The organism is Achromobacter sp. DMS1 (assembly GCF_001270295.1).
The window spans coordinates 1-12,306 of the sequence record NZ_LHSJ01000230.1 but is presented as its reverse complement, the minus strand read 5'-3'; the positions used below and the strand labels follow the sequence as shown (position 1 = coordinate 12,306).

Genomic DNA, 12,306 nt, shown 5'->3' with positions numbered 1-12,306 from the left:
CCGTGCCGGGCCAGGTACAGCGGGCCGAACACCTTGCTGGCCACGGCGCGTTGCGCCGCGGCCATGTCCAGGTCGGCAGCAAGGCGTAGGCGCCCTGGATGTCGGCCGCGGTGCAGGCGATGTGATCCAGCGCGCCCGCGCGCTCTAGAGCGAGGCCACCTGCTCCTCGCGGGAGATGTCCGCCGCCAGCGCGCGCAGCGCGGCCCCGGCCGGCCCAGCTTGTTCGCAGGCGCGCGCCAGCCGTTCCGCGTCGCGCCCCACGATGGTCACCTGCGCGCCGTCGTCCAGGCAGCGCCGCGCCAGGGCCAGCCCCATTCCGGAACTGCCGCCCGCGATAAGCACCTTTTGTCGGGAATCCGTCATTGTCCGTCGTCCTTGTCGATATCGGGTTGAATCGGGAAGGCCAGTGTCCCAGCCGCCGGGCGGCGGGGAAAACGGAAAAAACCGATGGCGCGATCGGAGCCGCCGATGGCCGGCCTCGCGTTCTTGCCGTGGCGGGGCTCTATCATCGGGGCAATGCGTGGCGCGGCGCATGCGGCCGCGTCTTTTCGGCCACGTTTTTTCATGGAGAGCCCATGCCCCCGTCCGCCCCCCGCCTCGTCATCTTCGATTGCGACGGCGTCCTGATAGACAGCGAAATCATCGCCGCGAAGGCGCAGTCGCAAGCGCTGGCCGAACACGGCATCGCCATCACGCCGCAGGAAGCGGCGCGGCGCTTCGCCGGCATTCCGGATGCGGACATGTGGCGCACGCTGCAGCAGGAGAACGGCCGTTCGCTGCCGCCCGGATTCGCGGGCAGCTATGCGCGGCGGCTGGACGACACGATCCGTCGAGGCGCTGCGGATTCGCAGCGGCTGGCGCTGGCCGCGCACGCGCGGATGCACCCTGCCCACGATCTGCTGGTGGTCCTGGGCGACCTGCCGCTGCTGATGCCGCGCGGTGCGGGCCCTGGTGCGCGGCTGGCGGGCCAGGCCGCCGGAAGTCGAACTCATGCAGCCCGTCGTGGCGGGCGTGCGCGGCATCCGGTGGCTGATGTCGTAGCACTGCGCGGCGTCGGCGCACCGGCTGCCGCCGGGCTGCGGCATCCGGAAGTGGATGCCGCTGCATCCCGGCAGCGTGGCGCCGTTCCATAGCGACGAGCCGGCCTACGTGACGGACCTGGACACCCCGGAGGACGTGCGGGCCCTGCGCCGGATGCTGGCGCCCGCGTCCGTGGAATGGGCGCGGGCCCCGCGCTGATTTCCGTCCCTATTTAATTTCCGACCCATCTCGGTTTCCCCATTTGCGGCGGATCAACTTCGGGTATATATTTCAAGCCTAAACTATCCAGACCTAAAATCTGCGGCGTCCGGCACCAGCCCGGCAGGGTAGCCGCCTACCACGGAGCGCATACGGCGATGAAGATAGTCTGCATAGGCGGCGGCCCCGCCGGTCTGTATTTCGGCCTGCTGATGAAGCTGCGGGATCAGGCCAACGAAGTCACCGTGATCGAACGCAACCGGCCCTACGATACCTTCGGCTGGGGGGTGGTGTTCTCGGACGCCACCATGTCCAACCTCAGCGAGGCCGATCCGGTGTCGGCCCGCACCATCGGCGAGGCGTTCAACCGCTGGGACGACATCGACATCCATTTCAAGGGACGCACCTTGCGCAGCGGCGGCCATGGCTTCATCGGCATCGGCCGCAAGAAACTGCTGAATATTCTGCAGGCCCGCTGCGAAGACGTGGGCGTGAAGCTGGTGTTCGAGGAGTTCGTGCAGGACGACCAGGCGGTGGCCCGCCAGTACGACGCCGATCTCGTCATCGCTTCCGATGGCATCAACAGCCAGATCCGCACGCGCTACGCCGACACCTACCATCCCGACATCGACCAGCGCCGCTGCCGCTTCGTCTGGCTGGGCACCACCAAGACCTTCGACGCCTTCACCTTCGCTTTCGTGCAGACCGAGCACGGCTGGTTCCAGGCCCATGCCTACCAGTTCGAGGAAGGGCTTTCCACTTTCATCGTGGAGACGCCCGAGGAAACCTGGAAAGCCGCCGGCATCGACCAGATGAGCCAGGAAGACGGCATCGCCTATTGCGAAAAGCTGTTCGCGCCCTGGCTGGACGGCCACCGCCTCATGAGCAACGCGGCCCACCTGCGCGGCTCGGCCATCTGGATCCGCTTTCCGCGCGTCATCTGCAACACCTGGGTGCACTGGAACACGCTGGACACCGCGCGCGGCGAGCGGCGCGTGCCTGTGGTGCTCATGGGAGACGCCGCGCACACCGCCCATTTCTCGATCGGGTCCGGCACCAAGCTGGCCCTGGAAGACGCCATCGAGCTGGCGCGCTGCCTGAGCGGCGCGGAGGGTTCGGTCGAGGCCGGCCTGACGCGCTACGAGGAGGTGCGCAGCGTGGAGGTGCTGAAGATCCAGAACGCCGCGCGCAACTCCACCGAGTGGTTCGAGAACGTGGCGCGCTACGCCGGCCTGGAGCCGGAGCAGTTCGCCTATTCGCTGCTGACCCGTTCGCAGCGTATTTCGCATGAGAACCTGCGCCTGCGCGACGCTGCCTGGCTGGAGGGTTACGAGCGCTGGCTGGCCGAACGCGCCGGCGCGCCGGCGCCCGCCGGCCAGCGGCCGCCGCTGCCCATGCTCACGCCCTTCCAGGCGCGCGGCGTGCGGCTGAAGAACCGCATCATGGTGTCGCCCATGGCCATGTATTCCTGCGAGAACGGCGTGCCCGGCGATTTCCACCTGGTGCACCTGGGCGCGCGCGCCATGGGCGGGGCCGGCCTGGTCATGGTGGAAATGACCTGCGTGACGCCGGAGGGCCGCATCACCCCGGGCTGCCCCGGCCTGTGGAACGACGACCAGGCGCGCGCTTTCAAGCGCATCGTGGATTTCGTGCACGCCAATTCCGATGCCCGCATCGGCATGCAGCTGGGCCATGCCGGCCGCAAGGGTTCCACGCAGCTCGGCTGGCAGAAGATCGACCATCCCCTGCCCGAAGGCAACTGGCCGCTGCTCTCGGCGTCGGCGCTGCCTTACATCGAGGGCGTATCGCAGGTGCCGCGCGCCATGACGCGGGCCGACATGGACCAGGTGCGCGACAGCTTCGTGGCCGCCGCCCGGCGCGCGGTGGAAGCCGGTTTCGACTGGCTCGAACTGCACTGCGCGCACGGCTACCTGCTGTCCAGCTTCATCTCGCCGCTGACCAACCGGCGCGAGGACGAGTACGGCGGCAGCCTGGACAACCGCCTGCGCTACCCGCTGGAGGTCTTTCGCGCCGTGCGCGAGGTGTGGCCGGCGGACAAGCCCATGTCGGTGCGCATCTCGGCGCACGACTGGGTGGAGGGCGGCATCACGGCCGACGACGCGGTGGAGATCGCGCGCCGCTTCAGGGCGGCCGGAGCCGACCTGATCGACTGCTCTTCCGGCCAGGTGAGCAAGGCCGAGAAGCCGGTGTACGGCCGGATGTTCCAGACCCCCTTCGCCGACCGCGTGCGCAACGAGGCCGGCATCGCCACCATCGCGGTGGGCGCGATTTTCGAGGCCGATCACGCCAACGGCATCATCGCCTCGGGCCGCGCCGACCTCTGCGCCCTGGCGCGCCCGCACCTGGCGGACGCGTCCTGGACGCTGCGCGAATCGGCGCGCGTGGGTTACCGTGAGGTGGGCTGGCCGAACCAGTACCTGGCGGGCAAGCGCCAGCTCGAAACCAACTTCGAACGCGCCGCGGCCATGGCGCAACTGGACATCAAATGAGCACGAATCAGCTTCCGCTGGCGGGACGCCACGCGCTGGTCACGGGCGGGGCGCGGGGCATCGGCCTGGCGTCGGCCCGCGAACTGCAGCGCCGCGGCGCGCGCGTGACCCTGCTGGGCCGCGACGCGACCGCGCTTGCCGCGGCGGCGGCGACCTGGCCGCCGAAGGCGAGGTGCGCACGGCAAGCGCCGACATTGCCGACGAAGCCTCGGTGCGCGCCGCTTTCGCCCGGGCCGAGGCGGAGTCCGGCCCCGTGCTGGTGCTGGTGAACAACGCCGGGCAGGCGGTCAGCCAGCGCTTCGACCGCACCGACGCGGCGCTGTGGCAATCCATGCTGGCCGTGAACCTGACCGGCACCTACCATTGCATCCAGGCGGCGCTGCCCGGCATGCTGCGCGAGAAGTGGGGCCGCGTCATCAACGTGGCGAGCACGGCGGGCCTGACCGGCTATGCCTATGTAAGCGCCTACTGCGCGGCCAAGCACGGCGTCATCGGCCTCACGCGCGCGCTGGCGCTCGAGACGGCGCAGAAGGGCATTACCGTCAACGCGGTGTGCCCGGGCTACACCGACACCGACATCGTGCGCGGCGCCGTGGCCAACATCGTCGAAAAGACGGGGATGGCGCCGGAGGCGGCCCGCGCCAGACTGGCCGAGCGCAATCCGCAGGGCCGGCTGGTGCGGCCGGAGGAAGTGGCCGAGACGGTGGCCTGGCTGGCGCTGCCCGCGTCTTCCTCCGTCAACGGCCAGGCCATCGCCGTCGACGGCGGCGAAGTCATGACCGGCTGAGCCGCACGCCCACTGAACGATTCACGAACGGAGACACCATGAGCACGCAGTCCGAAGCACACACCATGAAGCACCACAAGCGGCCGATGGCCGGCTACGAGGCCCGGACCTTCCTGTGGCGGGTGTCGGCGGACGGCAAGGTGGCCACCATCACCCTGAACCGCCCCGAGCGCAAGAATCCGCTCACTTTCGATTCCTATGCCGAGCTGCGCGACCTGTTTCGCGCGCTGGTGTACGCCACCGACATCAAGGTGGTGGTGGTGACGGGCGCGGGCGGCAATTTCTGCTCCGGCGGCGACGTGCACGAGATCATAGGGCCGCTGACCCGCATGAGCATGCCCGAGCTGCTGGACTTCACGCGCATGACGGGCGACCTGGTCAAAGCCATGCGCGCCTGCCCGCAGCCCATCGTGGCGGCGGTGGACGGCGTGTGCGCGGGGGCGGGGGCCATGGTGGCGCTGGCCTCGGACCTGCGGCTGGGCACGCCGGCCACGCGCACCGCTTTCCTGTTCACGCGCGTGGGCCTGGCGGGCGCGGACATGGGAGCCTGCACGCTGCTGCCGCGCATGATCGGGCAGGGCCGGGCCTCCGAGCTGCTGTACACCGGCCGCGCCATGACGGCGCAGGAAGGCGCCGACTGGGGCTTTTTCAACAGCCTGCACGAGCCGGGCGAGCTGCAGCAGGCCGCCCAGGCCCTGGCCGCCCAGCTGGCCGCCGGCCCCACGTTTGCGCACGGCGTCACCAAGAAGCTGCTGCACCAGGAATGGAATATGGGCGTGGACGAGGCCATCGAGGCCGAAGCCGAGGCCCAGGCCATCTGCATGCAGACCCGCGATTTCCGCCGCGCCTACGAGGCTTTCGTGGCGAAGCGGAAGCCGGTGTTCGAAGGAGATTGATTGAGCCCGCTCCTCAGTGAGCGCCGCAGGCGCTCNATCGCCGCGCTGGCCGAAACGCGCGGCATCGGCCGCGAGCGCTGGGACGACGGCAGCCATCGCCGCCTTCATCGGACAGTGCCGCGAAGCCGCCGGGCCCGTGCAGGCCGTGGTGGGCCGGATCGAGGACGGCGCATTCGAGCTCGAGATGGACGCGGCGCGCATGAGCGTGCTGCTCACCCTCACGCCGCCCAAGGGCGGCAAGCCCGTCACATTGGAAGACCTGCGCGCCGCCCTGGCCGCCCAGGGCATCGTGCACGGCGTACAGGACGCCGCGCTGGCGCCGCGCTGCTCGAAGGGCGCTGCGAGGCGGTGGAAATCGCGCGCGGCACCCCGCCCACGCCCGGCACGCCCACCCGCTTTGAAAGCCTGCTCGACCGCCTCAAGCCCCGCGCCAAGGAAATCGACGAGCTGGCCCAGGTGGACTACCGCGAGCTGGGCAGCCTGCTGCTGGTGTCGCCGGGCATGATGCTGATGCAGCGCCACCCGCCGCTGCCCGGCGCGACGGCCGCAACGTGCTGGGCGAGCCGGTGCTGCCGGCCGAGCCGCCCGACATTCCCTACGCGCGCGACCTGGCGGGCGTCGCCCTGGACCCGGAAAACCCGCTGCTGCTGCGCGCCGCGATCGCCGGCACGCCCAAGCTGGTCGCCCATGGCGTGCAGGTCAACCCCATGGTCGAGGTCGATGCCGTGGACCTGTCCACGGGCAATATCAACTTCCAGGGCTCGCTGCTGGTGCGCGGCGACATCGCCGCCACCATGGAAGTGCGGGTGACGGGCGACGTGGAAGTGCACGGCGCCATCGAAGCCGCTCTGGTCGAGGCCGGCGGCAACGTCTCGGTGCGCGGCGGCATCATCGGCATGGCCGATACGGCGCCCGTGGGCAAGGAGGCGTCGCGCAACGCCCACATCGTCTGCGGCCAGTCGCTCAAGGCGAAATTCATCGAAAACGCCATCATCAGCGCCGGCGCCGACGTCCTGGTGGAACGCGAAATCCGCCAGAGCAGCATCGCCGCCGGCGGCAGCGTGACGGTGGGGCCGCCCAACTCCCAGCAGAGCGCCATCACCGGCGGGCAGACACGCGCGCTGCACGCGATCCGAGCCGGCACCATCGGCTCGCCGGCGGGCATTCCCACCCTGGTGCAGGCCGGCCTGGACCCGCATGCCGACCTCAAGCGCGGCGCGCTGGTGCAACGGCGCGCCCGAATGAACGAAGAAAAGGCCAAGCTGGAGCAACTGCTGATGTTCCTGCAGAAACACCCGGAACGCGCCCAGGGCGACGTGCTCGAGCGCGCCCGCAACACCCACACCCGGCTCAGCGCCGACCTGCTGCAGCTGGACCAGGACGAAGCCGCAGCTCGCGCGCGACCTGCAGCCCCTGCAGACCGCCACCATCGGCGCCGCCCGCCGCTTCTGCGGCGGCGTGACCCTGCAGCTCGGCAACAAGGTGCAGCAGTTCCTCGAAGACCAGATCGGCGGCAAGGCCGGCCTGGAAGAAGGCGAGATCGTGATCCGCTAGCGCCGCGGGCGGGCAGCGCGCTCCCCGCGCGGACGCCGCGGCGTGGGACGGCCCCCGCCTACTTCGCTGCGCTTTCCTTCCAGCGCGCCATGAGCGTGTTGGAAGGCAGGGTTTCGTCCAACAGCTTGCGCGCGGTTTCCGCGCCCGCCACCGGCAGGCCGGCCGGATCGAGCAGACCGATCTGCACCAGCACGCTGGCCTGGTCCCAATAGATGTGCTCGTGGCAAAGCTTGTCGCCGCGGAACTTCACGATGGCCACCAGCGGAATCTCCACGTATTTGCCGGTGGGCGGCACGCCGGGCAGCATCCAGTCGATCTCGGTGGTGTGGGTGAAACAGAACAGCACCTCGTCCACGATCTGCGTGGCGCCCACGGTGCGCGACAACGGCACCAGGCGCGTGTCGGGCGGGTTGCTGTTGACGAAGTGGTGCTGATAGAAGCGGCTGAGCTCCTTGTGGCCCACGCCGCCCGTCATGGTGGGAATGTGGTTGACGTAGGGCTCGGCCACCATGGTGGACATGGTGGCCGGCACGTCGCGCGTGCCGAATTCGTACTCGCAGTGCGTGTCCCAAAGCGCCGAGTAATCGAACTCCGGCCCGATGGCCTTTTGCAGCGCCGCCATGCTGCGCTGGTGCGCCATCAGCGCAGCGGGCTTGTCGTAATGCGCGCCGCCGGTGCGCGCGAAGGCGTGATCCGCCCCCGGGTACACGTACAGCTCCACGCCGGGCCGGCCGCCCAGCGCCCGCAGGATGCGCTCGCGCGCGGCGGGCGGACAGTAGCCGTCCTGCTCCGCGATGTGCAGCACCAGCCTGCCGCGCAGGCGGTCGGCCTCCTGCAGGCTCTGCTCGATGCCCACGCCGTAGTAGCCCACGGCCACGTCCACCTCGCAGCGGCAGGCCGCGAGATAGGCCAGCTTGCCGCCCAGGCAATAGCCCAGCACGCCCACGCCGCCTTCCTGCTCGGGCAGCACGCGCAGCGCGGCCAGCGAGCGGCGTCGACGTCGCGCACGCCCAGGTCCTGGTCGAAGCCCTGGTAGAGCGCGAAGGCGCGCGGCATATCCTGCTCGCCGTCGGTGAGCTGGATGCCGGGCTGCTGGCGCCAGAACAGATCGGGCGCCAGCACCACGTAGCCTTCCTCGGCCAGGCGCTCGGCGCTCTGGCGCATGAAGGCGTTGACGCCGAATATCTCCTGGCACAGCACCAGGCCGGGCCCGCGGCCCGAGGCGGGCACGGCCAGGTAGGCGTTGAAAGTGCCGCCGTCGTGCGCAGCGACGGCGATCTCCCGGGTGGTTACGGCGGTGTCGGCCATGCGTCTGTCTCCTTGGTGCGCGCATGCGAAAGCGCGTGCGCGGGGCCGTCCAGTGTTAACAGACCCGGACGCACGCGGCAAGCCGCGCGTTCAGCCCGGCACCACCGCCGTGACTTCGATTTCCACCTTGGCGCGGTCTTCGACCAGGGCGGCCACCTCGACTGCCGTCATGGCGGGGAAATGGCGTCCGATGATTTCCCGGTAGTGCTTGCCGATCTCGGGGTAGGCCGCGACGTAGGCCTGCTTGTCGGTCACGTACCAGGTCATGCGCACGATGTGCTCGGGCCGGGCGCCGCCCTCGGCCAGGATGGCCACGACGTTCAGGAGCGCCTGGCGCACCTGGTCCGCGAAATCGTCGGATTCGAACTGTTGCCGGCCGTTCCAGCCGACCTGTCCGCCCACGAACACGATCTTGCTGCCCACCTGCATCTCGGCGAGCACGCCGTTCGAATACCCTCGGGGCGCCATCCAATCCGGCGGTTGCAGAATCTTCATAACGTCATCCTATTCAGAAGAACAATAAAAACCATTGCGCGTCGTCGGCCCGCCGCCTTCACGCTTCGGGAATCAGGTACGCCTGCATGCGCTCGCGCAGGTCGGCGGGCAGCGGCGTCGATTTCATGGCGCGCAGGTCCACCGTGACGATGGTGAGCCGCGCGCGCAGCGGCGGCTGCCCGTCCGGCCCCTCGAACCGCACGTCGGCGCGGAACGAGGCGCCGCCGATGCGGCGCACTTCCAGCACCTGGCGCAGCCGCTCGTGCCAGCGGCTGGGCGCGGTGAAATCGCACTGCACCGAGGCCATGGGCGTACCGATGTGGCGCTCGACGTGCAGCGCATGGAAAGGCAGTCCCATGCCCTTGTCGAACCATTCCTCGACGAAGTCGTTGATCATCTCGAAGTAACGCGGGTAGAACACGATGCCGGCCGGGTCGCAATGCCGGAAACGGACTTCCACCTCGCTCACGAACGGCGCTGCCATCTCGTCTCCTCCCCGCGTCCGCTAAGCCATGTTGCGCAGCGCGAAACGCTGCAGCTTGCCGGTTTCGGTGCGCGGCAGCGCGCTCACGAACTGGATGGCGCGCGGGTACTTGTACGGCGCGATAGCGGCCTTCACGAAAGCCTGCAGGGCCGCCGCCATCGCGTCGTCGGGCGCGAAACCGGGCTTGAGCACGACAAACGCCTTGACGATCTGGCCGCGCTCTTCGTCGGGCGCGCCCACCACGCCGCATTCGGCCACGGCCTCATGGCGCAGCAGCGCGTCCTCGACCTCGGGGCCGGCGATGTTGTAGCCCGCCGAGATGATCATGTCGTCGTTGCGCGCCTGATAGAAGAAATAGCCGTCGTCGTCGCGCACAAAGGTGTCGCCCGGCAGGTTCCAGCCCTGCTGCACGAAGCGGCGCTGCCGCTCGTCGGCCAGGTAGCGGCAGCCGGTGGGGCCCTTGATGGCCAGGCGGCCCGGCGCGCCGTTGGGCACGGGGCGCATCTCGTCGTCCACCACCTGCGCGACATAGCCCGGCACCACCTTGCCGATGGCCCCGCGGCGCACTTCCCCGGGCGGACTGGAGACGAAGACGTGGATCATCTCGGTGCCGCCGATGCCGTCGATCATCTCGATGCCCGTGGCCTGCTTCCAGAGCTGACGCGTGGCGTCGGGCAGCGCCTCGCCCGCCGACACGCTCTTCTTGAGCGAAGACAGGTCGAATTCCGGGGCCCGCGCCGCCATCTGGCGGTAGAAGGTCGGCGCGGTGAACACGATGGTGGCGCGGAATTCCTGAATCAGCTCCAGCAGCCCTTCGGGCGTGAGCTTCTCGGCCAGCACCGCGCTGGCGCCCACGCGCAGCGGGAAACACAGCAGGCCGCCCAGCCCGAAGGTGAAGGCCAGCGGCGGCGTGCCGCAGAAAATGTCGTCCGGCCCCGGCTTGATGATGTGGCGCGGGAAGAGGTCGCACATGGCCAGCACGTCGCGGTGAAAGTGCATGCAGCCCTTGGGCGAGCCCGTGGTGCCGCTGGTGAAGGCGATCAGGCACACGTCGTCGGCCGCCGTGTCGCAGGCCTGGAAATCGTCGGGCTTGCCCGCGGCCAGCGTGTCCAGCGAATCCGGGCCGGCGTCGTTGAAGAACACCAGCGTGGACAGGTCCTTGCAATAATGCTCGTGGTCCGGCCGGGCGCAGAATTCCGCCTCCTCGCGCAGGCGCACGTCGCACAGCACCGCCTGCACCCGGGCCTTCTCGATGATCTGCCTGAGTTCCTTGGCGCGCAGCAGCGGCATGGTGGGCACGGTAACCAGGCCCGCCTTGATGGCAGCCAGCCACGAGGCCGCCATCATGGGATTGTTAGGGCCGCGCAGCAGCACGCGGTTGCCGGGCACGAGCTTCAGGTCTTCGGCCAGCACGCGGGCGATGCGGTTGGTGAGCGCCCGCAGCTCGCGGTAGGTCATGACGGCCGGCTTGCCGTCCTGGCGCCAGCGCAGCGCCGGACGCTCGCCGCAACCCCGCTCGACCATGGCGTCCACCAGTTCGGCGGCGCAATTGAATCGTTTGGGATAGGCCACATCGGGGCCGTCCAGCAGGAACTCGGGCCAGAGTTCCTCGGGCGGCAGATTGTCCCGGGCGAAAGTGTCGACGTGAGCGGAGGCTTCCATGGTTTTCCCCTTGTGCTGTGCGGTGGTTGGAAGATCTGAAGGACGGGGCTCGGCGGCCCCTGCCTCTTATGCCTTCAGCAATTCACGGGCGATGATCAGCTTCTGCACCTCGGTGGCGCCCTCGTAGATGCGCAGCGCGCGGATCTCGCGGTAGAGCTTTTCCACCGGCATGCCCGACACCACGCCCGCGCCGCCGAACATCTGCAGCGCGCGGTCGATGACGGACTGCGCCGACTCGGTGGCCGTCATCTTGGCCATGGCCGCCTCGCGCGTGGTGCGCTGCTTGCGCACGTCGCGCAGCCAGGCGGCCCGGTAGGTGCGCAGCGCCGAAGCGTCGATGGCGGTGGCCATGTCGCCCAGCGCGGCCTGCGTCAGCTGCAGGTCGCCAGCGTCTGGCCGAACATGCGGCGCGAGCGGGCGCGCGCCAGGCCTTCGTCCAGCGCGCGCTTGGCGAACCCGAGCGCGGCGGCCGCCACCGAAGCCGAAGATGTCCAGCGTCATCATGGCCAGCTTGAAGCCCTGCCCGGGCTCGCCCAGGCGCTGGGTGGCCGGGATGCGGCAGTTCTCGAACGAGAGCGTGCCCAGCGGGTGCGGGGCAATGAGATCGATGCGCTCGCTCACGGAGAAGCCCGGCGTGTCCGCGTCCACCACGAACGCGCTGATGCCGCGCGACCCCGGCGCCTCGCCGGTGCGCGCGAAGACGCAATAGAAATCGGCGATGCCGCCATTGGAGATCCAGGTCTTGACGCCGTCGAGCACGTAGTGGCCGCCGTCCTGGCGCGCCTCGCACGCCAGCGCGGCCACGTCGGAGCCCGCCTCCGGCTCGGACAGCGCGAACGCCGCGATGGCCTGCCCGCGCGCCACGCGCGGCAGGTAGCGCTCGCGCAACGCATCGGAACCCATCAGCGAAATCGCGCCGCTGCCCAGGCCCTGCATGGCAAAGGCGAAATCGGCCAGGCCCTCGTGCCGCGCGAAGGTTTCGCGCAGGATGCAGACCGAACGCGAGTCCACCTCGGGCAGCGCGCCGCCCCAGCCCCCTCCGGGCCCGCCAGCCACCGCGTAGCGCAGCCAGCCCGCCTCGCCCATGGCCTTCACCAGCTTGCGGCACGCCGCGTCCGCGTCATGATGGTCCACCCCGGCCAGCGCCGTCCCGCACCACGCATCCACCTCCCGCGCCAGCGTCCGGTGCCGCTCCTCGAAAAATGGCCAATCCAGCCAGCTCATGTCGCTCATCTCAGTCATCTCCATCGCATCCCGTACGTTCGCTCCGCCCGCAGCAAGCCGGCGCCTCCGGCCCCGGGCCCACCCAGCATAGCCGGAGGGGCCGCCCGAATCCTCCGCGCACCTGCACACATGCACGCACCCCCCTCC

General features: G+C 69.6%; 9 protein-coding genes and 5 pseudogenes. 7 read left to right on the top strand and 7 right to left on the bottom strand.

The features are described 5' to 3' along the window. Nucleotides 1-144 precede the first annotated feature (144 nt). Complete coding sequence (locus tag AD428_RS27215) at nucleotides 145-363, bottom strand: SDR family NAD(P)-dependent oxidoreductase (RefSeq protein WP_200908077.1); 219 nt, start codon at nucleotides 361-363, stop codon at nucleotides 145-147. Continuing rightward, nucleotides 360-566 (bottom strand): hypothetical protein, encoded by a 207-nt coding sequence (locus AD428_RS28460; RefSeq protein ID WP_235491039.1) that lies wholly within the window; start codon nucleotides 564-566, stop codon nucleotides 360-362. The genes AD428_RS27215 and AD428_RS28460 overlap by 4 nt, the downstream gene beginning before the upstream one ends. A gap of 9 nt (nucleotides 567-575) precedes the next feature. On the opposite strand from AD428_RS28460, the gene AD428_RS28455 reads away from it, so the two are divergent. From AD428_RS28455 to AD428_RS28445, 7 genes and pseudogenes are all read left to right on the top strand, one after another. Next, nucleotides 576-1,133, top strand: coding sequence for an HAD hydrolase-like protein (locus AD428_RS28455; RefSeq protein WP_235491038.1), 558 nt, complete (start codon nucleotides 576-578; stop codon nucleotides 1,131-1,133). Then, complete coding sequence (locus tag AD428_RS26890; protein WP_160318611.1) at nucleotides 1,096-1,239, top strand: hypothetical protein; 144 nt, start codon at nucleotides 1,096-1,098, stop codon at nucleotides 1,237-1,239. Before AD428_RS28455 ends, AD428_RS26890 begins: the two co-directional genes overlap by 38 nt. A gap of 158 nt (nucleotides 1,240-1,397) precedes the next feature. After that, on the top strand, nucleotides 1,398-3,749 hold the full coding sequence (locus AD428_RS20645; protein ID WP_053246421.1) for a bifunctional salicylyl-CoA 5-hydroxylase/oxidoreductase: 2,352 nt from the start codon (nucleotides 1,398-1,400) through the stop codon (nucleotides 3,747-3,749). After that, nucleotides 3,746-4,536, top strand: a pseudogene (locus tag AD428_RS20640) (SDR family NAD(P)-dependent oxidoreductase). Before AD428_RS20645 ends, AD428_RS20640 begins: the two are co-directional and overlap by 4 nt. A gap of 38 nt (nucleotides 4,537-4,574) precedes the next feature. Next, on the top strand, nucleotides 4,575-5,432 hold the full coding sequence (locus AD428_RS20635) for an enoyl-CoA hydratase family protein (RefSeq protein WP_053246420.1): 858 nt from the start codon (nucleotides 4,575-4,577) through the stop codon (nucleotides 5,430-5,432). Nucleotides 5,433-5,616: 184 nt separating this feature from the next. Then, nucleotides 5,617-6,242: pseudogene (locus tag AD428_RS29760) on the top strand (flagellar assembly protein A). Beyond that, nucleotides 6,140-6,754: pseudogene (locus AD428_RS28445) on the top strand (FapA family protein); the annotation flags it as partial. The pseudogenes AD428_RS29760 and AD428_RS28445, both read left to right, overlap by 103 nt. Nucleotides 6,755-7,044: 290 nt before the next feature. Here the strand turns inward: AD428_RS28445 and AD428_RS20625 are convergent. The 5 genes and pseudogenes from AD428_RS20625 to AD428_RS20605 all read right to left on the bottom strand — a co-directional run bounded on the left by AD428_RS20625 (nucleotide 7,045) and on the right by AD428_RS20605 (nucleotide 12,168). Next, nucleotides 7,045-8,294 (bottom strand): annotated as a pseudogene (locus tag AD428_RS20625) (dienelactone hydrolase family protein). A 90-nt stretch (nucleotides 8,295-8,384) separates the two neighbouring features. Beyond that, nucleotides 8,385-8,789 carry a RidA family protein gene (locus AD428_RS20620; protein WP_053246419.1) on the bottom strand — a complete coding sequence of 135 codons (405 nt, stop codon included), beginning with the start codon at nucleotides 8,787-8,789 and terminating at the stop codon, nucleotides 8,385-8,387. Between the two features lie 58 nt (nucleotides 8,790-8,847). Beyond that, complete coding sequence (locus AD428_RS20615; RefSeq protein WP_053246418.1) at nucleotides 8,848-9,273, bottom strand: acyl-CoA thioesterase; 426 nt, start codon at nucleotides 9,271-9,273, stop codon at nucleotides 8,848-8,850. Nucleotides 9,274-9,294: 21 nt separating this feature from the next. Next, nucleotides 9,295-10,935 (bottom strand): AMP-binding protein, encoded by a 1,641-nt coding sequence (locus AD428_RS20610; RefSeq protein WP_053246417.1) that lies wholly within the window; start codon nucleotides 10,933-10,935, stop codon nucleotides 9,295-9,297. 66 nt (nucleotides 10,936-11,001) lie between these two features. Then, nucleotides 11,002-12,168, bottom strand: a pseudogene (locus tag AD428_RS20605) (acyl-CoA dehydrogenase family protein). Nucleotides 12,169-12,306 lie beyond the last annotated feature (138 nt).

Excerpts from the sequence above, each read along its gene's own strand:
- AD428_RS26890 (WP_160318611.1), top strand. The coding sequence starts at position 1,096 with ATGCCGCTGCATCCCGGCAGCGTGGCGCCGTTCCATAGCGACGAGCCG.
- AD428_RS28460 (WP_235491039.1), bottom strand. The coding sequence starts at position 566 with ATGAAAAAACGTGGCCGAAAAGACGCGGCCGCATGCGCCGCGCCACGC.
- AD428_RS20615 (WP_053246418.1), bottom strand. The coding sequence starts at position 9,273 with ATGGCAGCGCCGTTCGTGAGCGAGGTGGAAGTCCGTTTCCGGCATTGC.
- AD428_RS20620 (WP_053246419.1), bottom strand. The coding sequence starts at position 8,789 with ATGAAGATTCTGCAACCGCCGGATTGGATGGCGCCCCGAGGGTATTCG.
- AD428_RS20610 (WP_053246417.1), bottom strand. The coding sequence starts at position 10,935 with ATGGAAGCCTCCGCTCACGTCGACACTTTCGCCCGGGACAATCTGCCG.
- AD428_RS20635 (WP_053246420.1), top strand. The coding sequence starts at position 4,575 with ATGAGCACGCAGTCCGAAGCACACACCATGAAGCACCACAAGCGGCCG.
- AD428_RS27215 (WP_200908077.1), bottom strand. The coding sequence starts at position 363 with ATGACGGATTCCCGACAAAAGGTGCTTATCGCGGGCGGCAGTTCCGGA.
- AD428_RS28455 (WP_235491038.1), top strand. The coding sequence starts at position 576 with ATGCCCCCGTCCGCCCCCCGCCTCGTCATCTTCGATTGCGACGGCGTC.
- AD428_RS20645 (WP_053246421.1), top strand. The coding sequence starts at position 1,398 with ATGAAGATAGTCTGCATAGGCGGCGGCCCCGCCGGTCTGTATTTCGGC.